The sequence below is a fragment of the Paenibacillus tundrae genome (assembly GCF_030812775.1).
GTDB classification, from domain to species: Bacteria; Bacillota; Bacilli; order Paenibacillales; family Paenibacillaceae; genus Paenibacillus; species Paenibacillus tundrae_A.
The window spans coordinates 190813-213834 of record NZ_JAUSTI010000009.1 but is presented as its reverse complement, the minus strand read 5'-3'; the positions used below and the strand labels follow the sequence as shown (position 1 = coordinate 213834).

General features: G+C 46.7%; 23 protein-coding genes. 2 read left to right on the top strand and 21 right to left on the bottom strand.

The window, feature by feature from the left end; genetic code table 11:
• The first annotated feature begins 23 nt into the window (after nt 1-23).
• Both J2T19_RS17695 and J2T19_RS17690 read left to right on the top strand, forming a co-directional pair.
• The gene (locus tag J2T19_RS17695) at nt 24-1262 is read left to right on the top strand and encodes a glycosyltransferase family 4 protein (RefSeq protein ID WP_307218000.1); all 1239 of its coding nucleotides are present in this window, start codon (nt 24-26) and stop codon (nt 1260-1262) included.
• Nucleotides 1259-1435, top strand: a complete 177-nt coding sequence (locus J2T19_RS17690) for a hypothetical protein (protein ID WP_200956206.1) — start codon at nt 1259-1261, stop codon at nt 1433-1435. Before J2T19_RS17695 ends, J2T19_RS17690 begins: the two co-directional genes overlap by 4 nt.
• A gap of 385 nt (nt 1436-1820) precedes the next feature.
• Here J2T19_RS17690 and J2T19_RS17685 read toward each other — a convergent pair whose 3' ends face one another.
• The 21 genes from J2T19_RS17685 to J2T19_RS17585 all read right to left on the bottom strand — a co-directional run bounded on the left by J2T19_RS17685 (nt 1821) and on the right by J2T19_RS17585 (nt 22968).
• Nucleotides 1821-2537 (bottom strand): glycosyltransferase, encoded by a 717-nt coding sequence (locus J2T19_RS17685; RefSeq protein WP_307217996.1) that lies wholly within the window; start codon nt 2535-2537, stop codon nt 1821-1823.
• A gap of 216 nt (nt 2538-2753) precedes the next feature.
• Nucleotides 2754-4886, bottom strand: coding sequence for an RICIN domain-containing protein (locus J2T19_RS17680; protein ID WP_307217994.1), 2133 nt, complete (start codon nt 4884-4886; stop codon nt 2754-2756).
• Nucleotides 4887-5339: 453 nt separating this feature from the next.
• Nucleotides 5340-6056, bottom strand: coding sequence for a glycosyltransferase family 2 protein (locus J2T19_RS17675; RefSeq protein ID WP_307217992.1), 717 nt, complete (start codon nt 6054-6056; stop codon nt 5340-5342).
• Nucleotides 6053-6994, bottom strand: a complete 942-nt coding sequence (locus tag J2T19_RS17670; protein ID WP_307217990.1) for an NAD-dependent epimerase/dehydratase family protein — start codon at nt 6992-6994, stop codon at nt 6053-6055. Before J2T19_RS17670 ends, J2T19_RS17675 begins: the two co-directional genes overlap by 4 nt.
• A complete protein-coding gene (locus J2T19_RS17665) occupies nt 6976-7803 on the bottom strand; it encodes a dTDP-4-dehydrorhamnose reductase family protein (protein ID WP_307217988.1) in 828 nt (275 codons plus the stop codon). The genes J2T19_RS17670 and J2T19_RS17665 overlap by 19 nt, the downstream gene beginning before the upstream one ends.
• Nucleotides 7800-8786, bottom strand: a complete 987-nt coding sequence (locus J2T19_RS17660; protein WP_145049787.1) for a polysaccharide biosynthesis protein — start codon at nt 8784-8786, stop codon at nt 7800-7802. The genes J2T19_RS17665 and J2T19_RS17660 overlap by 4 nt, the downstream gene beginning before the upstream one ends.
• Complete coding sequence (gene wecB / locus J2T19_RS17655; protein ID WP_307218085.1) at nt 8779-9870, bottom strand: non-hydrolyzing UDP-N-acetylglucosamine 2-epimerase; 1092 nt, start codon at nt 9868-9870, stop codon at nt 8779-8781. Before wecB ends, J2T19_RS17660 begins: the two co-directional genes overlap by 8 nt.
• Before the next feature lie 14 nt (nt 9871-9884).
• Nucleotides 9885-11495 (bottom strand): glycosyltransferase family 4 protein, encoded by a 1611-nt coding sequence (locus tag J2T19_RS17650; RefSeq protein WP_307217985.1) that lies wholly within the window; start codon nt 11493-11495, stop codon nt 9885-9887.
• An 84-nt stretch (nt 11496-11579) separates the two neighbouring features.
• The gene (locus tag J2T19_RS17645; RefSeq protein ID WP_307217983.1) at nt 11580-12719 is read right to left on the bottom strand and encodes a CgeB family protein; all 1140 of its coding nucleotides are present in this window, start codon (nt 12717-12719) and stop codon (nt 11580-11582) included.
• Between the two features lie 110 nt (nt 12720-12829).
• The gene (locus tag J2T19_RS17640) at nt 12830-13924 is read right to left on the bottom strand and encodes a CgeB family protein (protein ID WP_307217981.1); all 1095 of its coding nucleotides are present in this window, start codon (nt 13922-13924) and stop codon (nt 12830-12832) included.
• A 224-nt stretch (nt 13925-14148) separates the two neighbouring features.
• The gene (locus J2T19_RS17635) at nt 14149-14493 is read right to left on the bottom strand and encodes a hypothetical protein (protein ID WP_307217979.1); all 345 of its coding nucleotides are present in this window, start codon (nt 14491-14493) and stop codon (nt 14149-14151) included.
• A gap of 4 nt (nt 14494-14497) precedes the next feature.
• On the bottom strand, nt 14498-14794 hold the full coding sequence (locus tag J2T19_RS17630) for a hypothetical protein (RefSeq protein ID WP_307217977.1): 297 nt from the start codon (nt 14792-14794) through the stop codon (nt 14498-14500).
• Nucleotides 14791-15132 (bottom strand): alpha-helical endospore appendage domain-containing protein, encoded by a 342-nt coding sequence (locus J2T19_RS17625; RefSeq protein ID WP_307217975.1) that lies wholly within the window; start codon nt 15130-15132, stop codon nt 14791-14793. Before J2T19_RS17625 ends, J2T19_RS17630 begins: the two co-directional genes overlap by 4 nt.
• A gap of 23 nt (nt 15133-15155) precedes the next feature.
• Entirely contained in the window at nt 15156-15443 is a 288-nt protein-coding gene (locus J2T19_RS17620; protein ID WP_056702634.1) for a hypothetical protein, read from the bottom strand.
• Nucleotides 15444-15565: 122 nt separating this feature from the next.
• Nucleotides 15566-16318, bottom strand: coding sequence for an amino acid ABC transporter ATP-binding protein (locus J2T19_RS17615; protein ID WP_307217972.1), 753 nt, complete (start codon nt 16316-16318; stop codon nt 15566-15568).
• Nucleotides 16315-17025, bottom strand: a complete 711-nt coding sequence (locus tag J2T19_RS17610; RefSeq protein WP_056702628.1) for an amino acid ABC transporter permease — start codon at nt 17023-17025, stop codon at nt 16315-16317. Before J2T19_RS17610 ends, J2T19_RS17615 begins: the two co-directional genes overlap by 4 nt.
• A gap of 4 nt (nt 17026-17029) precedes the next feature.
• Nucleotides 17030-17773, bottom strand: coding sequence for an amino acid ABC transporter permease (locus tag J2T19_RS17605; RefSeq protein WP_307217969.1), 744 nt, complete (start codon nt 17771-17773; stop codon nt 17030-17032).
• A gap of 24 nt (nt 17774-17797) precedes the next feature.
• On the bottom strand, nt 17798-18637 hold the full coding sequence (locus J2T19_RS17600; protein ID WP_307217967.1) for a transporter substrate-binding domain-containing protein: 840 nt from the start codon (nt 18635-18637) through the stop codon (nt 17798-17800).
• A 348-nt stretch (nt 18638-18985) separates the two neighbouring features.
• Nucleotides 18986-19330, bottom strand: a complete 345-nt coding sequence (locus J2T19_RS17595; RefSeq protein WP_307217965.1) for a hypothetical protein — start codon at nt 19328-19330, stop codon at nt 18986-18988.
• A 214-nt stretch (nt 19331-19544) separates the two neighbouring features.
• Nucleotides 19545-21542: a methyl-accepting chemotaxis protein gene (locus tag J2T19_RS17590; protein WP_307217963.1), complete on the bottom strand. Its 1998-nt coding sequence runs from the start codon at nt 21540-21542 to the stop codon at nt 19545-19547.
• Nucleotides 21543-21708: 166 nt separating this feature from the next.
• Entirely contained in the window at nt 21709-22968 is a 1260-nt protein-coding gene (locus tag J2T19_RS17585; protein WP_307217961.1) for an MFS transporter, read from the bottom strand.
• Nucleotides 22969-23022: the final 54 nt, after the last annotated feature.

Below are 23022 nucleotides of genomic sequence, written 5' to 3'. Positions count from 1 at the left end.
CAGGCCGTGATAAGGAGGTACCTATGAGAGTTCTGCTTGTAACCTATTGGGAATTAACCCAAATGGGTGGGATATGGACATATCTAAGACAATTGGCCGATCACCTGACATCACTGGGTGTGGAGGTTGATATTATGGGCACGAACGCAGCGAGCAATGAGGTTTATGTCCGTAATCTGAATCAATCCTTCTCCAAAACGAAAGTCTGGCCCATGCTGCAAACGAAGCTTAACCCCACCGACCTGCCTCAATTCACCGCCGACTCCCTTCTCGCTTATTATGAGCTTAATCGTTATGCCTTTGAGATGGCTGCCGCGTATCTTGGGGTCAATCATTATGACATCATTCATGCGCAAGATCCTGTAGCTGCGGTAGCCATGAAGCGTACTCTACGCCGTAACACGCCACTCGTAACGAGCTATCATGGAGCGCTTGCGCGTGAAACTTTTTATGATGCTCAAAATTCGAATCCACAACTTACACTCCCTACCTACTTACAATCCAAACGAGGTCGGTACTTCCTGTCTCTGGAGAAAAGAAGCGCCGCACAATCTGAGCTGATTCTCGTGTCTAGTCACTGGATTAAGAGCACACTTACAGAACTAAACGTACCTGAATCCCAATTCCGCCTAATTCCTTATGCCATTGATCTTCCATCTTATCGAGCTTCAGCAGCAGTCAAATTCCGCCAGAAACCACCAGCAGGTAAAAAAGTCATCGCTTTTACCGGTAGACTAGAGTACATCAAGGGTGTACATGTCCTGATTAACGCACTTGCTGGTCTGAAAACACTACGTTCAGATTGGGTCTGCTGGATTGCGGGAGAGGGCAATCTGATGGAGGAATTACGTGATCAGGCTTCCCGTATGGGCGTGGGAGACGATGTCGTCTTTTTTGGAAAACTGGACAATGTCCCTTCCTTCCTACGCCGTGCTGACATCTATGTGCAACCTAGTCTGCAAGACACCCAGCCTTTCTCCGTGACCGAAGCACAGCTCGCAGGCGTTCCTGTCATCGTTAGCGGCACTGCCGGGATGCCTGAAATGGTTGATCCGGCTAACACCGGATGGGTCGTGCCTCCCCAAGATGCTAACTCTCTCTGTAGTTTGTTACATGCGCTATTAGAGGATGATGCTACCCGCAAACGAGTCGGCATACAGGCCAAAGCATGGGCCGAGCAGCATCGCTCACTGGAAGAAATGGGAAGGCGCACGTTACAGGTTTACCAAGAAGCCATTCAGAGAGGAGGGCATTCCGTATGACGATCCTTGTACCCAGTGATTTGTATAATCGCTGGTTTTCCACTCCAGTTTCCACACCACATGTTGAGGTAGACTACGCTGTCATGAATGCTTTGATGCAAAAGCTTCCAAAGGGATATATCTTGCCTGATCCAGAATCCATGGAAATACTAAATGTAAATGATCCTACGTAAATTCAATGCAAGTCCAATAAAACGATGCAAACAAACATGATATCGTTGAACGCTTACCCTCTTGCTGAAGAGAGTATTTCTGGGCTTTCTGGGCTTTCTGTAAATTTTGTGTTTTTGTTTTTCCTTCGTCAAACGCGATTCCACCGATTTATTGCCCAGGGAATCTCGTCACGTCAAATAGGAGTATTCCATTTGCCGCAGCTCTACACGCGACACAGTGAAATACTCCTATTTGCATGAACATATCTATACCGTTCTCGCACCTCTCAGAGTTAACATGCATGCACATGTGTCCTGTCATCTGAGACGTTCCTTACCTTAACGCTAAATGCCACAATTTTTACCTACGCATTGTCTAATTCAGATGCCTAATCCGCGGCCTAACTTATTGCCAATACCCACCTACATGGAGCAGATTAAGCAATGTGGGACGGTGTTTCGCCTGAACACGTTCCATCTCTGCCTTTAGTTCATCAAAATGACGCTTCGTACCCATCTTTTCATGCACTCGATAAGACACTAACGGATCATTGAAATAAAACAGCTCATAAACCGGGAACAACCTCAACCACATCTCATAATCATGCGTGTAACGGAAATCGGTGTCGAACATGCCGAATTTTCGAAAAGCATCCATCTCCACCATTACGGTACAGCCGTTGATTGGACAACCTTCCAGAAGTACCTGCAGCACCTCCAAGCGGCTTCCCACCTCGGGACGAATGGTATCCATCCATTCATTATCTGCATTCACATAGTGATACGCTCCATGACAGAACAACGCCTTCACTTTCAACATAAATCCCAACTGTTTCTCTACCCGATCCAGTAACATCACATCATCCGAGCTAAGCCATACAAAATAATCACCGGTTGCTCTTTTGATCCCTTCATTCAGAGCTGTCGCCGTGCCGCCATTTTCTTTGCGAATATAAGTAATCCGATCCATAAACGGCTGTACCCGCTCGACATACTGCGTAGAACCATCATCTACAACGATGACTTCAATATGAGGATATGTCTGATGAACGGCACTGTAGATAGCCTGATCAATGTATGCACAGTTGTAAAAAGGAATGACGATCGATACCTTCGGTTCCATCCGGCTTTCCCTCCTCTGGGTTGCGAATCTAAAATATAACTCCTCGTTCCCTAGTATATGAAATGCTCCCTAATTCGTATGGGACATCTGTAGGGTCAAAAAAGTACAACTTTAGACTGCCGTGTCCAGATATTTATTGTCTAAGCAATACTTAGAACCAAGAGGAACCGATACAGTGAAGACATTATACGCATGCTGATAGCAATAATCAGACGTCTACTTGGAACCCCAGATTGCTTGGTTGTTGGAGCCGATCAAAGAGAAGGTCATCACTTCGTTATGGCTCGACAATTCATTTTTCTGTTTGAAGAATACACCTTTATAAGTCACTCCGTTGATAACCATCGTACAGTAATACGTTCCTGCAGTGTTTGACCATGTGCCTGTTACTGCACCAGATATCGTTCCATTGGTATTCAACGTCACGCTTTGAGTTGGAAGCATACCGACACCATTAATGGACGCATCCAGTCCCATGTTAACGAACTGATATGTTCCGGTCATATCACTGGTACTATATCCTGTGGTTGAAATACTGCTCCCCAAAAATTCATACACCGCTGTGACAGGCCACTTATCCGCATTCAAAAATTGCTGGTGCGCACGCACCTCATGATACTCGGTGCCATTATTAAATCTTGTATGGTAGATTAGATATCTTGCGCCGTCCGTATCGATAAGTGCAGAGTTATGTCCGCCTGATTTGTAGCCAAGGGGAATGCCAGACAGGGTATAGTTCCCGAACAACTTCACACCACGAGTGGATTGATTAACCGACGCAGATGCATATACGGCTTGATTGCCCGCAGCATCTGTGTATGTTCCATTAATTGTAGTGGAACGATACAAACGGAGGTGATATCCTCCCTCATTCGCCAGACCACCATAGGTCACATATAGATAGTAATACCCTGCCTCCTTATCGTACTCAATGAACGGAGCCTCTCCTGTTTTCCCATAACCTCCTGCGATGCGCTTGCCAAAGTAACGATCCGTATCGCCACTATCTGATCCTGGATAGATCGGCTGTCCCGTCTCTGGATTAATCTGAAGAATAAATATTCCACCGGACCAAGATCCGTAACTCATCCACAGTTTTCCTGAGCTGTCATAGGTTAAGGTAGGATCGATTGCATTAGGAAATAAGGTATTATTATATGCACCATTGCCAGAGAACCAGCTGCTTCTGGTACCCGAAAACTTCCCTTGGTCGATTAACTCAGGAATATTCGTATGTTGATACCAGGTATTAATGGTTTTTGTGCCAAGAGACGACGTTGTTGTAATTGGATTACTTTGATTGGTGAAACCAGAATAGATGATGGTATCAATGTATTCATAAGGCCCTTTTACAGACTTAGATACACCAAAACCGATGGCCGAACGAATATACGTAGAAGAAGTGGAGTAGTACAACATATACGCACCTTTTGAACCGTCCGCCCATGTATATGAAGCATTATAGATTGGTGATGCTGGAGCCCATACTGCATGGCCACCGGAGCTGTCCTGATCGTTATACCCCGCCCAAGCGTAAGGTACTGCTAGAGCAGAAGTGAGATTATTGCCCGAGCTTCGTGATGCATTACCGGTTCCGCCTGCTTTGATCAATTCCCACTTCTGCATTTCTCCGCCCCAATAGTTCCATTGCTGCACATCCGTGCCAGCCGTTGTGCTGCCGTTCGCCACATCCAATGCTCCCGTATAGCCAGATGCCTTGGTCAGTAGGGCTACAGAACCGTCCGCGTTTTGTTGAACTCGGAACAGTTGTGAATTTCCTCCCACATATCCGGACTGACTAACTAGAGCACCGTCCGTCCCTGACCCACCATTGACGCCAATTGCACTATTATAGGCCGAATTTCCAGTAAGTAGGTAATAGTCCCCGTTACCGTTATTCATGATTCTGAATTTCTGCGCATCAGACCCATTATAAGTCCATTGTCGAATACTCGTTCCATCCGCGGCTGATCCATTGGCTACGTCTAGATACAGTCCACTGTTTTTATTTTTCAGATAATAGTAGCCTTCAAAAGTAGAAGGTGCATACAAGCTGCTGTTCGTATAACCTTGTGTTCCTTCGTAAGACCAGTTTCTGAGATCCGTACTACTTGCTTGCGCCAGATGTGAACCATAAATATAATACCTATTTGTTGCCGAATCGTAGTAAATCGATGGGTCATGTACAGACACACGAGTTGTATTGGAAGTTGTTGATGAACTTGCCGCCCCCAGAGCACTTCCACTCCCCACACTGATAATCACCAGCATCATAACTAGCATTATGACGCCTAACTTGTTCCATAGCTTGTACATATATGGCATAATCGAATGATCTCCCTTCATCATTTGAGTGTTCTAATATCATCACATCATTCATCTTCACGATGGCAAAGAAGAGCTAAGTATCGTTGGTGAAGCGCTTTCAAATTATAAACGTCAATCCACTCTTTTTCTGTTTTACCGGCCATGTATTTTTGACACGAATACATAATCTCTCCTAATATTCATTGAATATCTATATCCCTCCCTCTCAAACAGTTAAATGTACACAAGTTGGAAATATAATCCATCAAACTCATAATCATACTATAGGTATTTCTTTGTCGAAGTAAGGGGTATTCTGTCGACTTCAAAAATAAATAAAAAACGATGACTCCTGTTCATACACAGCACAGGAATCATCGTATTCAGAGTTATAGACGCAGAAGTCATAGCTCTTATAAAAAGTAACCTGGATCTAGCTAATGCCCCGCTCGAAGTCCAACCTCATATCTGTCTTAAGTGAATGCCTAATTGTCGCTATCCTCCCATGCTCGCGATTCGCTGCAACAGCGGATCACGATATCTCGACCATACCATGGAGGCTTCTTGCCCAATAACTGTAGCGTGTCTCATGGATCCCATACCCTCATGCCAGCGATAGGCGGTATGCGGCTCGTTCAGATACGGGAAGTGATGTCCGTTCAGCAGAATCCGCAGCCAGAGATCCAGATCGTGAGTGTATGGCAAATATTCATCAAAAAGACCTACCGCTCCGAACAGATCTTTGCGAATCATCACTGTACAGCCATTCACTGGATTACCATTTACGAACCTGCGCAACCAATCCACCGGCGCCATCGGCTCAGCCCCGCCAAGCAATTTGGTCACAGCAGCATGCTCATTAATATAGTGAAAATTAGTATGAGAAACCAACGCTTGCTGCTCTATCATAAACTGAACCTGTTGCCGGATTTTGTCTGGATAAAACAGATCATCTGAACTGAGCCAGGCTACATATTCCCCGGATGCATGGCGTATACCGTGATTCAGTGCAGACGCTGTCCCCCCATTGCTTTTGCCAAGCACATGAACATAAGGAAGATAAGGATGTAGTAGATGGGAATACTGCGTCGAGCCATCGTCGACAACAATGATCTCGGTCTCAGCGTATGTCTGATTCAAGGCACTTTGAATCGCCTGAGGCACATAAGGACAATTGTAGAACGGAATAACAATAGACACCTTCGGGTTCAATCCGTTCCCCTCCCTTGCTGGATACGAACACCATTTAGAATATCCTGAAGGGATTGTGCAAACGGAATGAGCGGCTGCCAGTCCAGTTTGCGCAGCAACGACAATTCTTCCTCTTTCCCAGCTCCGTCTGGGCCTGAGGTTGCTCCATCCCAGCGAACAGGTACATTCGCACTCGTCATCGACAACAATGTATCCGCGATCTCACCTAGGCTACGCTCCGTACCAGAGACAACAGGATAGACTGTACCCGTCGTTCCGTGAACTAACAATGTAGCATAGGCTCGCACCGCATCACGTACATCCAGAAAATCACGGGTATTCTCCCGACCTGAGAGACGGAAGGCTTCTGTCTTGCCCTCCTGCTCACAGGCGACAATATGACGCGCAAGTAGCGAGCAGATTCCTGTGGAGGGGCCAGCACCAATCAAGTTGCCCGGTTCAGCCACCATGATCTGCTGACCAAATAGAGACATCCACGACAGCGTCACCATCTCCTCCAGAGCTTTGCTAAGACTGTATGGGTGCGGCGGCTGCGGGATTTTGCCGGGTTCTGGAGTGTACTTTAGCCGCGAACCAACAATGACCGTTCTAGCAGCAGGACAGCTGCGCAGTGCATCCAGCAGATACAGTACAGCCATCACATTGGTCTCCAGTACAAGCAGCGGATCAGACCATGAATCCGGTACGGAATTTTTACCTGCGAGATGCAGCACATAATCAGGCTGCACCTCGTCGATTAGTTGACGTACTTGCTCTTTGTCATTCAGGTCACAGACGTGCACATGTGTACCCTCAGGGAATGCATAAACATATTCACGTCTAACAACTGCGGCGACCAATGCACCCGCTGCTTGAAAATACTCCACGGCATGTCGTCCTGTAAAACCTGAGGCACCTGTAATGAGCACCTTCTTGCCTGTTAGCTCTGCTCCATCCATAATGCCAGCTCCTTCAGCATCGTAGAATAATCCGGAAGGTCTGTCTTCACATCCACGCGTGTTGATACAAGCGTCCGATCCTGCACCATGCGATCATCAGGCACAATAACGATATCCTCTTTGTTCCAGATCTGCTTAAATAACACGAGCAGATCATGCTTGCTTAGTGGATGCGGATGGGCAAGATGGATCAACCCACTGACAGGTGAGGCCAGATAATGATCCACCCATTTTGCCAGTTCAAGGGTTGTCACCCCGTTCCAAAATACACGGGTATATCCACCAACTTCACCTGTGCTGGACATGAACCAGTTCATTAACCCAATGCCGCCCTTCCGGATTTCGGGACCAATAATGGACGTACGGATGGTCAGGTGTCCTGGGTCTTGAATTTCACCCAACGCCTTCGTGACTGCATAAGCAGAAGTCCCATCCGTAACGTCCGACTCGGTATAACCTCCACGGTCTCCACTGAACACACAGTCTGTGCTGATATGAATGAGACGTGCTCCAATGGTATCTGCGACCCGGCGCAGACGATGTGGAAGAAAACCATTGATATGATAAGCATTGATTTTGTCTACATCCGCGAAACTGTTCAATACACCCACAGCGTTCACAATCACATCAGGGTGCACAGCTTCCACCAAACGATCCACCATGAAACTATCGTTCACATCCAGTAACAGTCCATTCGGATCGGAAGCATCCCGAGTTGTGTAAAACACACTGTGCACACCTTGACGGCGGAAATAGTCGACCATCACATGGCCGGCCATTCCGTTCCCCCCAAGTATCAGCAACTTCATGACAAGAATCCTCCGCGCTTGAGAATTTCACGAATCTCCTCTTTTGTCATCAATTGATGTTCGGAACTAAAACTACTGAAAGAAACTGGAGGGCAGTTCGTGTAATGCTCTTTGAGTCCTGGAATACCGAGCGTAGGCAAAATAACCAAATACTGCTCGTCGTAGACAACCGTAGTCATACTTTCGAATTCGCTCATCAGAATTTCATGGATTTTCTCACCTGGGCGGGTGCCACGCTCTACAATGCCAACATTCTCAACACCTGAATCTTCAATCAGCACTTCAGCGAGATCCACAATTTTGCAGGTAGGCATCGTCATGACAAATATTTCGCCACCAACGCTTTCCACCGAAGCCTTGAACAATAAAGTGATCGCATCCTTCAGGGTCAGGAAGAAACGTGTCATGTTCATATCGGTAATCGATACCTGACCCTTTTGACGGATCTGGTTCTTGAACAGATGAACGACACTCCCATTGGTGCCAAGCACATTGCCTCCCCGTACTGTGACAAAGCGTGTATTGCTGTGCAACAGATTAGCGTAGACGATTAACTTCTCACCGATGGCCTTCGTCATTCCGTAGAAGTTCGACGGATTAGCTGCCTTGTCGGTTGATATATATATGACTTTCTCCACCTTGTTCTCAATGGCCGCTTCAATCACATTTTGGGTGCCGATTACATTGGTTTTCAGCGCTTCATACGGCTGATCCTCACACACCGGAACATGCTTAAGTGCAGCTAAGTGAAATACATAGTCGACCTGCTGGCATGCCGCAGTTAGTGCTTCTTTGTCCCGAATATCACCGATGCGAAAATGCAGACGAGGATCTTCAAAATCACGGCTCATCGCCACTTGGCTTGATTCATTACGTGAGTACACAATAATTTCTTTGGGTTGCTGAGGCAGCAGTTGAGCTACAAGTTCATAACCCCATGATCCAGTGCCGCCAGTCACGAGTATACGCTTATTTTCAAACATGCATTTTCCCTCCAAGCAGAAATTTGACCACTTTACTGGATACATCCGTAGCCTTGTAACCTTGCGGACACTCCCAATCATTGGATAGCTCCGTCATCACCTTCACACAGTCTGCAATGCGAGCAGCATCCAGCCCAGACACCACATTACTACCACAGTCCACCGTCTCTGGACGTTCTGTCGTCCGTCGCATTGTTACCGTCGGAACCCCCATAATGCAACACTCCTCTTGCACAGTACCGCTATCTGTAAGGGCGAGTCGGGCATGACGTTCCAGCATCACGAAGTCGAAGAATCCGAACGGCTCATGAAATTCCACTAATGGATTCATCTCCAATTGCAGATGCTCTGCAATCCGAATGGCAGTTCGTGGATGGATACTACAGATCACCCGGAGGCCATACGCTTCAGCAACATGATTCAAGCCCTTCATAATTTCCAATAAGTGCGGTGGATGATCTACATTCTCAGCTCGGTGTGCTGTAACAAGAAAATATTGTCCAGACTTTAGCTTTAATTTCCGCAAAATTTTACTGGCATCTACCTGTGCTTTATAATGTTGCATCACTTCATAGATCGGATTGCCTGTCAGCACGATTCGCCGACTGGGCACGCCTTCACTGACCAGATGTTTTTTGCTCTGTTCGGTATAAGGCATATTTATTGTGGATATCGCATCAATGACGCGGCGATTTTTCTCCTCTGGTACATCCAGATCGAAGCAACGGTTGCCGGCCTCCATATGAATGACGGGAATCCCCATACGTTCTGCTAATACAGCACAGAGCGCACTATTGGTATCACCAAGCAGCAGCACTTTATCTGGCTTTTCTTGCAGTAATAAATCTTCCATCTGAGTAAACATAGAGGATAACTGGCGACCTAGGGAGGCCGCCTCATCCTGAAGCACATAGTCTGGAGCACGCAGGCCCATTTCTTTGAAAAAAAGACCACTCAGACTTTCCGTAAAGTTCTGTCCCGTGTGCACCAGAATGTGCTTCGATGCGTACTGATCCAGCTTGGAGATGATTAGGCTGAGCCGAATAATCTCAGGTCTCGTGCCCAGCACAGTCATGATCTTCATCGTAATCCCTGCCTTCATCGTGTATTCGACATGCTACGGCGAACCCGGCTCCCCCTTGCCTTGGTAAGCCCACGTTTGCGAACAGCCGATGATTTTTTGTGCGAGCTGTGCTTCTTCTTCTGACCCAGCTTCGTTTTGCGTTTGCCAGATCCTTTGCTGCGTTTGGAGGCATCCCGCACCCTGGAATGCTCTAGAGTCTGTCTGAGACTGCGACCTGTTCGGTTCCGGATTGTTTTTCTTTTTCTCGTTCGTAGAGCTTCATGCTCTGCCGTTCTCTGTATAGGTTCATGAGATCCAACGGTCAGTGGAGGCAGTGACGAGAGCGGCAAGGTATGGATCACAGAGAGTGGGAATAAACATGCTCGAACTGCATCCGGTCTCATCATCAGCACAGTGCGCAGCTCTCCTTCTCCCCATGCGTATACCGGCCCGTTCGGAGGCTGAATGTAGGGGAACCATGCAGGAAAACGTTTAAGCCACTGTGTCACCATCGTATGCATCTCAGTCCTATAGGTTGCGATGCCATACAATCGTTCCGCTTCTGTCCGGTTGCGCCAAGCCACATCGGAAGCAAGCTCTGAATCATTCAGCAGTTTAGTTGCCATGACGGTAAGTGCTTTACTATCTCCAGGAGGAGCCAGAAATTCTCCACTTCCTACCGTCTCCAGCAATTCGGCAAGACCACCTTGGGCAAATGCGATAACCGGTTTGGCAAAGTACATCCCCTCTAGGGCGGTCATGCCAAAGCCCTCTTTGACCATGCTTGGAATGACTACGATATCCATAGCTGTATATGCCAGCGATACATTTTCCTCAAATGTGGTAAAGGTGAATCTTCGATAATAACCTGACTTTTTGACCCGGGTCACGCATTCGTCATAGTACTTTTTGTCTGATGGCGTACCGATGATCCAAAATCGTGCACGAGGATGGGTTTCGCACAATTGCAATGCCATCTCAACAAAAGGCTTCAGTCCCTTGGCATCATAGATAAAAGAAGAAATGTAACCAATACAATTCTGGAAAGGCTTTATCCCCAGTTCCTTCCGCTTCCGCTCTCGCAAATGCAGCCAACGATCAGGATCAGGTAAACCCGGATCCCATGTTGGTGGTAAGATGGTCAGCTTGTCGCCCATTCCCACTTGTTTAAACGGTGCTCCGGCTGTTTCAGATATACCAATGATCCAATCCGAATACCGACCAATCATCTGCACGGCCTCGTTGATGTGTTCATTGGACTGTATGATTTCAGTGATTTTCCAGATGACCGGAATATGCAGTGATTTAGCAGCGACCGCAGGCAGGACATTCACACACGTATTGGTCAGCACCAGGTCAGGCGCCGACTCCCTTAATAGGGAGAGCGCCTCCTGGTAAGCAGGGCTTTGACGAAGTTGCTCTGCATCGTTTGCGATGCCATGATAAGGGATATAGACACCGTGCAGCATGGGAAGAAAACAAACTTTGACCGGTATATCGAATCTCCGTGCAAGCCCTGCAAGCTTTCCTTCCTGAGGAACAACCAGCACACAGTCGAAGATCGCACTCATTTCCCTTATAAAATGCAGTAACAGCTTCTCCGCCCCAGTAATACTGCGGGTATTACACACATGGGAAAACAACATTAGTTTAGGTTTAGTTGCCATAGCCGCACGGAGCGCCGTATGCGAGCATACGGGTTCTGTGCACACCTCCTTCCGGCTATAAAGTTAAGGAAAGATAATGGTCAGCATTTCATTGATTCTTTTGCCATAGGTGTGATCCTTGAGTGTACGTTCTAAGCCTCGAAGAGCAATTTCACGCCGTTCTTTCTCATGGGCGAGATAATATTCCACTTTTTCGAGCAACTCCTGAGGAGAAGAATACGTCTCGATCTCTACACCTGGTTTGTAAAAGCGGGCAAGATCGTCACGTGCATCCGTAAGTTGTAGGGTTGCCGATGCCGAAATTTCGAATGTTCTTGGATTCGGAGAAGCAGGTGGAATTTTGAGATGGTTATTGTTTACTGAATCATCCTCATGGGAACGGTGTAGGTTAATCACGATTTTGGTGCCGTTGTACACATCATTGGTTTCCTGCGGCGTCATCCAACGACCCAGTTCGATTTTCTCGCCATAGGACGTATAGTCAGGCAGACGATCCCACCAAATCCCGTTAAATACGGTTTGGTGTGTCATCAGCTGTGCCATGATTGGATTGAAGAAGTAGACCCGGTTCCAGTATGCCGAACCGATAAAGCTAACCTCGCGATGTAGTGGAGAAGGTGTTGTAATCGGGAAGTAATGATTCGTGAACGCGGCAAAGGGCAGATAATGCACAGAAGCACAGCCACTTTGTCGATAGAGGTCAACGCAATTGAGTTCAAGTGTGAAGATATGGTCAAAATGTTTTACAGTCTCAAGCGTCATATCCGTGTAGTAAGGATCATCGGTAAGCCAGATCGCTGTCGGTATTCCGGCTTGGCGAATGGCATCAATATGCTCCATTGGAATATCCATGCCATCCAGCACAAGTACCAGGTCAGGGCGCGATTGCAGGGCAATCTCGGACACCGGCTGACGTGGATCAGTTAATGTGACTTGAGACACCATGCTATGGAGTGTAGCCATGATGGCTTCATCAAGAGGTGAATATGGGAAACCTTTGCCTGAAGATACGTACAGGACGTGGATGGGGCGAAACGGCAGCGGCTCCTGTGCGCAATTGACGATATAGTTGGCACGACCACGCAGATATCCTTCTTCTTTCCCCGCATCGTATCCGGCATGCTGTCCATTCTTGCGAGCCTGATCTGCCAAACTAAGCACAGGCGCATGGAATTGCTTGTTCTTTCTGTGTTTGATAGACATACCGCCACTCCTTCTCATATCAAATTACATCACCGTAATCGTTCTCCTCATATGCGCTCCAAACGTTGCAAAACAGGCTTTTGAAAAAAAACCACTTATAGAAGTTACATTTACAGATGTCCCAGCAATTGCACCATGCGGTGGGTAAAAGTATGCTGGTTCAACGTTGTGAGCAGCCCGCGCCAGGCGATCGCTTCACGTTCCTTATGATGCTGGAGGTAATAACTAATTTTGTGCTGGAGCTCGGCTGCTGTGGTGAAGGTTTCGATGTCATAACCTGGCCGGTAATACCGTGAAAGGTCACTGCGCGCATCCGTAATCTGCATCGTGCCACACGCATTGATCTCGTAAGTGCGCGGATTGATCGATCGACCTTCTAGATGATGCGTATTTCGATTATCCTCGCCGTTCTGGCACGTTCGATGGACATTGATCACAATTTTTGCCCCGTTGTAATAGTCCACTGTTGCTCCGGGATCAAGCCATCCTTCACGGATGAAACGACCGAGAATATCCAAACGAGTCAGCCGATTCCATTGGCTACCTGCCATAAACACCTTCTTATCCGCCAGAAATGGAGCGAGTTCATCGAACAAGGCAATTCGATTCCAGAACCCTGTACCGATAAAACAAATGTCATATTGATGCTGTGGTTCGATACGTCGTGGCTGGAACAGACCCGGATTCACCGCAAGTGGTAAATAGATGACGCTTCGTGCTCCATGAGCTTGATAAAAGGGAATCGCAGCTTCCTCATGGGTAAACACAACATCATAATGTTGGCAGATGTGAACCGTATCCTCGGTAAAGTACGGGTCATCCACGAACCAGATGGCTGTTCGAATGCCGAGTGCACGTATGCCATCTACTTGCTCCAAGTGATCTGCCGGAAATACATGTAATCCGTTCATGACCAACACAACATCAGGTCGATGCTCGCTCGCTTCCTGCAGCATCGTTGTCGACGTTCCGACAACACACTCCCGAACAGACTGCTGCAGCGCTTCGATGATACCTCCATCAATGGCATCGAATCCCTGTGGGATATAAAGCACCTTCATATCACGCTTCGCTGGCTCAACCGGTTGAACGCGCTCCAACATGGCCTGACAACCGCCGAATCGGCGGCCTTCTGCATATCCGCCGCGGTATGCTACCTCCGCTTCGCTGAGCGCGCGGTGTCGTTTCTTCGCCACATTCTTCACCCTGTCTTCCTTCAGGAGATACCTCTTCAGCTTCTCCCCGAGATTGGTGTTCCCTCTAAAGGATATGCCCCGGGGTCAGATGCATCATGGACGGGTGTCCTGCACGGCGTAAAATTGGCGCTTGCCCTCCACATCCGCCTGTACGGGCATGTCCGCTTATGCGGCCAAGCAAATAGCCCGGGAAGAAAGTTCCTCCCGGGCTAATGTCTTTTAGAGTTACTCGGTTATTGTGCCTTGTAAGCTAACTGATGTCCGTCCTCGAATCCCTTGGCGAAACCCGCGTTGAATCCCTCGTTGTACGCCTCGGTGTATCCTTGGCTGTACGCGTTGTCCGGGTTTGGATCGGTAGGGGTAGCCGGGACGAATGGTTGTGCTGCTTGTTTTACACTCCGATGCCGGCGTACCACACGTTTCTTTTTTTTAGGCCACGCACTACGTCCTTTGAGGGTGCGTTTGTGTACTACTCGTTTCCCTTTGAGGGCGCGAAGCTTACGAATTCTGCGCAGACGGGCTCCACGAGCCAAAAGTGCACGTTTCGTTCTTAATCGTGCTTTTTTCTTCTTCAACATATCATCATTCCTCCTGTAGATCCCGAACGATGCGGATTGCATAGTCTGGGTGTTTGAGCCAGGGCAGTCCCGGCTCACCATACCGAATACGAGCTAATCGAATCCCCGTCGCCATACGAGACATTTCTTCTTGGTAGCGACTTAGTATACGGATGTTCTCGGCAAGATTTCGGGCAGATACCTCTGAATGAGCAGATACGCTGGCGACGCTGTCCAGAATACGAGCCAGCGCCTGCTGACTATGCGCAATAGATTCAATAAGGGCCAGTTTCGCCTCCTGCTCACGTCGCAACAGACTCATTTTCCGATATCCCCCAGATCCATACCGCCAAACATGCCACCATCCATACCGCCGCTGTCTCCACCCTCATCCTGTATCATGACAGCTTTTAAGTTGTTACAGAGTCCCGTTTCCATCCGAGTTAGCCCTTCCAACATCTCAACCAATTGCTCATGCATCTTCAGTGGCTCTGCGACTTGATCGCCATGGGTCACAAAGGTTTCCCCGTTTAGATGATTGAGTGTCCAATTTCGCACTTTCTCTGCTTCAATGGCCTTCGCTTCCAAAATCAGTGCAATGTTCCATTGCATTTTGGCTGCAGCATCCAGCATGAGAATAAGGCTTTGCTCTCTACTCATGTTCGTTCACCCGCCTTCCGGGCTTATTCTTCTTCTTGGCCTGCGATTTCCCGCATGACCTGACTTAGCGTTTCCGCTACAGCTTCCTCTAGATCAGCAAGACCTCCCAAGTAAGAGATAATGCTTTTGTTGATCTGTCCTGAACTGTCCAGCATGCCTTCGACACCATCAAGCTCTGGTTCCATATCCGGCAAATGATTAATAATTTCAGACATGCGCACAGCAACCTGACGTTTAGCATCTAATACGCGCGCAAGCTGCTGATGAGAATGTGCAATATGTGTGAGTATTTCATCGACTTTGCTCTGCATGCTCCTCCTCCTTGCCGTCACGGCCTGCTTCAACCCATACAAAAACCCGGCCTATCAGCATTTGCCTGCTACAGCATATGCCGGGCCGGGAGTGTCAGTTACTCCAGCTTGCGCCTATATCATCAGATGACGTAACTCCAATCGGAGGAATATCGGCTGAGGAATTGTCTCGTTCGTTCCTGCTTAGGTCGTACAAAAATATCCTCTGGCGTCCCTTCTTCGACAATAACGCCTCCATCCATGAAGATGACACGGTTCGCAACTTCGCGAGCAAACCCCATCTCATGGGTGATAACGACCATTGTAATCCCCTGTTGGGCGATAGAACGTATAACAGAGAGGACTTCACCTACTAATTCAGGGTCAAGTGCCGAGGTCGGTTCATCAAATAGAATAACCTCTGGATTCAATGCCAGTGCACGAGCGATGCCAACACGTTGCTGCTGTCCACCAGACAACATGCTCGGATATTCATTCACCTTAGCAGCAAGTCCAACTTGTTCTAATACACGCAGCGCACGCGCCTTGGCCTCAGCTTTGGGAACTTTTTGAGCCACTATCAGCCCTTCCGTCACATTATCGAGCACTGTTTTGTGTTTGAACAAATTATAATGCTGGAAAACCATTGCCGTCTTGCGCCGAAGCTGCACAATATCATGTTTGCGTGCATGCTCACAATCGACGGTCAACCCACTGATCTGAACCTTGCCTTCATCTGCTCGTTCAAGAAAATTGACGCAGCGCAGCAGTGTCGTTTTGCCTGATCCACTAGGGCCAAGAATCGCTACAACGTCCCCCTGCTCCACCGTCAGATCAATACCCTTTAATACTTCCTGCTTCCCAAACGTCTTGTGTATGTTCGTTAGTGAAATCATGATACGCCTCCTTTGCTGTACACGGCAACCCGACGTTCAAGCAGAGCAGTGATTCGCTCAGCAATGATGGTTAGTCCCCAATAGATCAATGCTGCGGCAATAAAGGCTTCTAGAAATTTCAAGCTGACCGATGCCACAACGTCCGCTTTGCCGAGAATATCCATCTGAGAGACGGTAAATGCAAGTGTAGAACCATGTAGGAACCCAACAAACATGCTACATAAATTCGGCAACACTGCTCCAATCGCTTGAGGGATAATGATGCGTCTCAGTGCCTGGAAGGTATTCATGCCTACGGCATGGGCAGCTTCCATCTGTCCTGGGTCTACAGCCAAAATGCCAGAACGAATAATTTCAGACATGTATGCCCCAGCCGTCAGGGAGAAAGCAATCAGTACAAATACAAGAATCGGAATAGATGACGATTGAAAAGCCCATTGATAACGTTCAGCCAATTTATCGATGATCATCGGAATTCCATAATAGATAAGGAACAAGTGCATCAGCATTGGCGTTCCACGTAAGAAGGAGACGTAAAAAGCAGCAATGCGATGAATCCAAGGTACCCGATATATGCGAATTAGGGCCGTTGCCAGACCAATCCCGAAGCCTGCAATCAACGGAACGATCGTAATGACAAGCGTAAGTGGCAACGCCTTTAGAATTTGGAAAAAGGACGTGTAAATAAATTGAAGATCAATAGACATATGCTCACCCCGCTATTCGTTTCAGGCGTTCCGCTCGAACCACCGGTTTGTGTACGACACTCTTGCGTTCATGGCGCTGCAATCTACGCTCAGCCTGAGCGAAGCCTTTTTCAAGTACAATGACAATAACGTAATACACGATGGATAAACTGATGTACACCTCAAGGGCATGGGAGGTGGCTGAGATTAACGTCTGCCCCCTGCCGACCATATCCATAACTCCAATGGAGAACGCGAGTGACGTATCCTTCAACGAACCAATCAACGTATTGGCCATGTTCGGAAAAGCAATAATGAGCGCCTGAGGTACAACGATACGGCGAAAAGACTGGAAGGAGGTCATGCCCGCTGCATATGCAGCTTCGGTCTGCCCTTTGTCGACACTCTTCACAGCACCCCGGAAGATCTCGGCGAAGGATGCTGCATCACTCAAGGCATAGGTGACAATAACGAACAATAGGGGATCGGTTCTGGATAGGTCGATACCAATCGGTTTGAGCAATTCAGGAAGACCGTAGTACACCAGAAACAGCTTAATTAGGATCGGTGTGCCCCGCATGAACGAAATGTACAGGGTGGCCACCTGACTTAATACTGGAATCCGGTATAACCTTGGAACAGCGAGCAAGACGCCTCCAACCAACCCGAGCACGATTGAACCACCTAGCACAATCAATGTTATATGCAAATATCGTAGCAGTTCCGGGACAAAATCCAGAACCAATGATAGATCGAATGCTTTTCCCATTACCGTCTGCACACCTTTCTCAGACTACTCTTCAACTGTATAGTCAGCGCCCAGCCACTCTGTGCTCAGTTTAGCTAATGTTCCATCTTCCTTGATTGATTTGAGGGCTTCATCCACTTTGGCTTTGAGCTCTTCTCCATCCTTGTTTAAGATAAAGTATACTTTGGAGTTGGAGAGTGCATCTCCGACCGTCTTCAATTGAGCATCCACCGCTTTATTCTGATAATCAATGGCAAACTGTGTGCTGATCGTTGCATCTACCCGTCCTGTCTTGATCTGGGTAATGGTATCCTCACCTGCTCCAGAATAGACAATATCAATGGGACTGCCATTTGCAGCATTCCATTTCTCAGCCAGTACAGCCGCATTACTTGTGGCACCAACAATCAGTTTTTTACCTTTGAGGTCATCAATCGATTTAACTTCCTCATTCTTCTGGCTTACTACAATTTTATTAGGAAAAATATTATAAGCTTCGTCATTAAATAAGAACTTCGCTTGTCTCTCTTCATTGACTTCCATCTGATGAGCGATGAGGTCGATTTTTTTCGTTTCTAAGCTAAGCAACAAGTTCTTGAAATCCATCGTGCTGAATTCAAATTCATACTCTGGTAAACGTTTATCGATCTCTCGGATTAGCTCCACATCGTACCCTGTTAATTTACCATTCTCATCAATGAAGCAGACGTTAGGGAATTGCGTGCCTGTTCCAACAATGATCTTCTTCACTTTGCTGTCGCCTGCTGCTGAAGCAGATCCGGACTCATTCCCGGCATTTCCTGTACTGCATCCTGCCAATACCACAAGCATCGTAATGAACAGCAGTGCTGTCCGGAATTTCTGAATCCCCCGTTTTTTAACCATTCCCAATCTCCTCCACAGGCTGTTATCACAGCGAATTTGATGTGTGCTTCCACTTCCCGACTCAATTTAACTACCATTCTTAGTTGTATAGTCGGAATTAGATTGAACAAAGAATATCACCGGGAGTCCTCATCAGGCAATAACCAGGTTAATAGGACATCCTGATAACGTTATAGAACTTCTCTATGCTTGATCCCTCCCCCTTGTCTATGCAATAGAAAAAAGCCATTCTTCCCTTGAACTAACTTGGGAGAATAGCTTCTAACTTATCTTCATCTCTCTGATCTAAGACATTCTAATCTGGTCTCTATCCAAACTCCAACGAAGACTTTGATTCATATTGCTTATCTATGTTCTACGGCTTGCCCACTTAATCTTGCGTGCCACTTCTACACGTTGCACTTGAAGTAAACCGATACGTGCCTCAAACTTCTCACGTTCGTCCTTGGAGTGTGCAGCATGCAGTTGGTTACATAGCCCTGTTAACTTGCTGTTAATATAATCCAGCCTTGTCCAAAGCTCTTCTTCAGGTGATGATCGTTGATGTTGCTGCTCCCCCGCCGGCTGAAATACTTTGAGCTGGTGGATCAGGGACTGCTGCCACTCTTGATCCTGAATTTGGATGGCAAAATGCAAAAGATCCAGATAGTCGTCAATTTGCAACGATACGCCGCAATCAGGTTTCGTATTCATTCGTCGTCTCTCCTTATTTCAGTGCTGGGCTGGAATCAGTTACTTCTATTTTACAGGAACAAGCACTCGAAAAGCGAGACCTTTACGATAAATATTTTTGTTGATTATCCAGAATTACCAATAGAACCATCATAAATTACCCCCTAGCGTTTCATTGGATAAACCTAAGTTTGATTCCAATCTTTCTAGGGGGTTCAATTGCATGATAACGTTCTTACAGGATAAACTTTTTCACTTTTCCTTCTAGCTCTGCTGCAATCTTGGCAATATTCTGGGCTGAAGCTGTAATTTCCTCCATAGATGCTAATTGCTCTTGTCCTGCCCCACTAATTTCTTCATATGCTGCAGATGAATTCGAAGAAACATGGGATATATCGGTAACCGAAGCCGCGATCTCTTCTGTACTGGCTGACAACTCTTCCGTTACGGCTGACACATCATACATCTGCTGAACCACATGTTGCGTAGATATTTCAATTTTTTGTAATGCATGCAATGCCTCAGCCGATAATTCTACGCCGCGAACCGTTTCAATCATGACTCGTTCGGTCATCGCTTCATGTACGTTATCCACCAGTCGATTGACAAGTGTAATGGTTTCCTGTATTTGTGCGGAGGACGCTCTCGATTGTTCGGCCAATGCTTTTACTTCTTGCGCAACAACGGCAAAGCCCTTTCCTTGTTCCCCTGCCCGTGCAGCCTCAATCGATGCGTTCAGAGCTAAGAGATTCGTTTGCTCCGATACATCTGAAATGGCTTTACTCATATCTGTTATTTTGAAGTTCAGATGCTTTAGTTCCTCAATATACGTTGCCGATTCTTTCACCGACGCTCGAATTAGCTCCATTTGGCTTCCTACGGTTTCAACCATTTTGCTTCCGTTTTTGACCTCTTGTTCCGTACCGCTGGAGAGTTCAGCGATATTCGCAGAGGATTCCGCAATTTTGCCAATACCGATTGCCATCTCTTCCATCGTATTCGCAGTTTCCTGCGTTAATCGTGATTGTGCTCGTGCGCCTTCAGCTGAGGTTTCAAGTAAGCCAGCCACATGTTCTACCGTTACCGTAGTCTCATCCGAGCTTCTGCTCAACTCATGGCTTGATGCAGCAAGAATCACGGAGGAGCTGGAGACATTACGAATGATATCATGCAAGGAATTCACCATATGATTATAATTATCGCCTAATCGCCCGATCTCATCATCTTGTTTGATCTGAGCACGCTCGTTCAAATAGCCTTCACTGATTCTCTGCGACAACTGCACAAGTTGACTAATAGGTCTCGTAATACTGCGAGTAAATATAACAAGTAAAATTAAGGCTGTCAGTACACTAATGGATAGAATCCACATGGTCTTCTTCATAATTGGAGCAGCTGCGTCTGCAAACTCTTGAAAAGGAATAACCGCGATGACTTTCCATCCTGTAATTTCATTGGTGTAATAATACCCTTGACCCATATCACCGGTATCATTGTTAACAATCGTCAGTTCTCCCTTATCTCCTTCCAAAATCGAAATACTGGCATCATCCTGAAGTAACGTTCCTTGCGGGACATAAGGGTGATACATCACCGTCCCATTCTGATCCAGCACGTAAATAAACCCGCTTTGCCCCAATTGAGTGGAGCTGAACAGCGATTCGAGCTGATCTACCGAGGAGATAAGAGTGATTACTCCCTTCTCGTGCTCAAGCATTTTTGACATATGTAAAATCAAATTCTGTTGATCTCCTCCTGGCTCAGGAGAAGAAATAATAACTTGACCCGGTCGGGAGATTGCTTCTTTAATCCATCGGCTATCACTGCTGTTCTCTGAATCTAGGCTAGCTCCTGCGGCATCCACTGTTACGCCTTTTTCATCTACAATTAATATGGATTCTAATTCGGGGTGTAAGTGGAGAAAATCGTTTAAGATTTTATTGATTTCAGCAACTCCAGCATTCTCATTCAGATCACTGACTAGCAAAGATAGCTGTTGAACATTTAATTGTTGAGCGTAAAAAGAACTGGATAAGCTGGTGCTCAATGTCTCTACCGTTCCGTTCGCTGTTTCTCCAAGTTTAATCGCAATCTGCATTTTGGCTTCCTCATAAGACATCTTGCCCAGTATGCCCAGTGGAATCACGATAAGTAAAGACACAATGGCAATGAGCTTTGTTCCTAATTTTCTTATTTTTACTTTCTCATATAACTTCTTCAATGCTCTAATCATCACCAAGCTCCTTTTTTGTATTCGCTACAATTATATTTTAAAAATATATTACTGATAATTATGTTATCGGTAAGATACTTATTAAATTTTATGTTTGCATAGCAAAAACTGACAGCTCCCTTTTTTCGATCAAGTGGGAACTGTCAGTTCATTCATTTAAAGCCTATTACATGGTGGCTCTATTTCGGTTGGCTTTGGGCCCCGTCTCTGGGAAAATCAAGGTTGCTATAATCGCAAATACGGCGAGAAAACTGAAATACAGCAACGCGTTACGAAGTCCCGTGTACTCCGCAATGATTCCGATGACCAGCGTCGAAACAGCTCCGCCAAACATACCTACGCTCAAAATAACACCTTGTGCCGCCCCCGCTTTCTCCGGGGTCATGCCTTCCAGTTCCATGACACTCGTAAACATAGCAGGAAGCCATCCATTTAAGGCAAGACCAATTAAAATGACAGAACCGTAGAGCATCCAGCCATCTGGTAATGTGACGGAACCAACGCACCCTATAAGTAGCAACACCAATAGTGGCCACATAAAGATTTTCCGTCTGCCTGAAGCCGCCATAAGAATACCTACAAGTACACCTGCCACAACTGAAGCTAGAGAGATTAGACTGGTGATCGTACCTGATTTGGCTGCAGACATCATCAGATCTGTTTGATAATAAGTTGGCAGGAAGGTTTGAAGGCTTTGACTCGCCAACATAAATGATAAATAAGCAACGATGAGCAAAATGACTTCTTTTCTTCTCAGCACCTGCCTCAGTACACTCTCTTTAGCTACAGGGCGGGTAACAGAAGGATCAGCTTCTATGCCCGCAGGGTCGGCTGATACGGTCTGTACATTGTTTTTGGCAAAAATAATCCACAGAATCGTCGTGATCAGCATAACAATGCCGAACAACTCCAACGTCATCTTCCAGCTTCCACCCATTGCATTGTAGACAGGTATTGCAAGTACAAGAGCCAAGAAAGATCCGGCTAATGACAGAATAGAATTCAATGAATTAATCAACGGTCTCTCTTTGGGAGGGTACCAGTCCATGGTTACACCTACAGAGGTTCCGGCGGCAATCCCCATTCCAACACCGATCAATATACGACTAAGCAAGAGTACCGTGAAGCTAGACGTAAAGAGCGGCACCAGCCCTCCTATCGTATAAAACACAAGGGCGATAGTTCGGGTATGTTTAATTCCGAATTTGCTCATGAGCGGACCACCTAAGGTTCCTGTTAGTCCCGCTCCCAACAATACAATCGTAACGATAATTCCAGCTTCTGCTGTCGTTATATTCAGGTCTTCCATCATCATGGGAATAAAAACCGTTGGACCTACAAAAATAATCGTAGGTACCAAAGATGTTAAGGCAGACAATACGAGCATAACCCAACGATATTTAGAGTAACTAGGCTGACTTTCCATAATTTCATGCTGTCTGACTCCTGGTGCCTGACAACACTGTGTTCACCTCTTTGG

Excerpts from the sequence above, each read along its gene's own strand:
- J2T19_RS17610 (WP_056702628.1), bottom strand. The coding sequence starts at position 17,025 with ATGTCTATTGATCTTCAATTTATTTACACGTCCTTTTTCCAAATTCTA.
- J2T19_RS17680 (WP_307217994.1), bottom strand. The coding sequence starts at position 4,886 with ATGATGAAGGGAGATCATTCGATTATGCCATATATGTACAAGCTATGG.
- J2T19_RS17590 (WP_307217963.1), bottom strand. The coding sequence starts at position 21,542 with ATGATTAGAGCATTGAAGAAGTTATATGAGAAAGTAAAAATAAGAAAA.
- J2T19_RS17645 (WP_307217983.1), bottom strand. The coding sequence starts at position 12,719 with ATGTCTATCAAACACAGAAAGAACAAGCAATTCCATGCGCCTGTGCTT.
- J2T19_RS17660 (WP_145049787.1), bottom strand. The coding sequence starts at position 8,786 with ATGTTTGAAAATAAGCGTATACTCGTGACTGGCGGCACTGGATCATGG.
- J2T19_RS17635 (WP_307217979.1), bottom strand. The coding sequence starts at position 14,493 with ATGTTGAAGAAGAAAAAAGCACGATTAAGAACGAAACGTGCACTTTTG.
- J2T19_RS17630 (WP_307217977.1), bottom strand. The coding sequence starts at position 14,794 with ATGAGTCTGTTGCGACGTGAGCAGGAGGCGAAACTGGCCCTTATTGAA.
- J2T19_RS17665 (WP_307217988.1), bottom strand. The coding sequence starts at position 7,803 with ATGAAGTTGCTGATACTTGGGGGGAACGGAATGGCCGGCCATGTGATG.
- J2T19_RS17670 (WP_307217990.1), bottom strand. The coding sequence starts at position 6,994 with ATGGATGGAGCAGAGCTAACAGGCAAGAAGGTGCTCATTACAGGTGCC.
- J2T19_RS17650 (WP_307217985.1), bottom strand. The coding sequence starts at position 11,495 with ATGTTGTTTTCCCATGTGTGTAATACCCGCAGTATTACTGGGGCGGAG.
- J2T19_RS17620 (WP_056702634.1), bottom strand. The coding sequence starts at position 15,443 with ATGCAGAGCAAAGTCGATGAAATACTCACACATATTGCACATTCTCAT.
- J2T19_RS17695 (WP_307218000.1), top strand. The coding sequence starts at position 24 with ATGAGAGTTCTGCTTGTAACCTATTGGGAATTAACCCAAATGGGTGGG.
- J2T19_RS17585 (WP_307217961.1), bottom strand. The coding sequence starts at position 22,968 with ATGGAAAGTCAGCCTAGTTACTCTAAATATCGTTGGGTTATGCTCGTA.
- wecB (WP_307218085.1), bottom strand. The coding sequence starts at position 9,870 with ATGAAGATCATGACTGTGCTGGGCACGAGACCTGAGATTATTCGGCTC.
- J2T19_RS17595 (WP_307217965.1), bottom strand. The coding sequence starts at position 19,330 with ATGAATACGAAACCTGATTGCGGCGTATCGTTGCAAATTGACGACTAT.
- J2T19_RS17615 (WP_307217972.1), bottom strand. The coding sequence starts at position 16,318 with ATGATTTCACTAACGAACATACACAAGACGTTTGGGAAGCAGGAAGTA.
- J2T19_RS17600 (WP_307217967.1), bottom strand. The coding sequence starts at position 18,637 with ATGGTTAAAAAACGGGGGATTCAGAAATTCCGGACAGCACTGCTGTTC.
- J2T19_RS17685 (WP_307217996.1), bottom strand. The coding sequence starts at position 2,537 with ATGGAACCGAAGGTATCGATCGTCATTCCTTTTTACAACTGTGCATAC.
- J2T19_RS17625 (WP_307217975.1), bottom strand. The coding sequence starts at position 15,132 with ATGAGTAGAGAGCAAAGCCTTATTCTCATGCTGGATGCTGCAGCCAAA.
- J2T19_RS17690 (WP_200956206.1), top strand. The coding sequence starts at position 1,259 with ATGACGATCCTTGTACCCAGTGATTTGTATAATCGCTGGTTTTCCACT.
- J2T19_RS17605 (WP_307217969.1), bottom strand. The coding sequence starts at position 17,773 with ATGGGAAAAGCATTCGATCTATCATTGGTTCTGGATTTTGTCCCGGAA.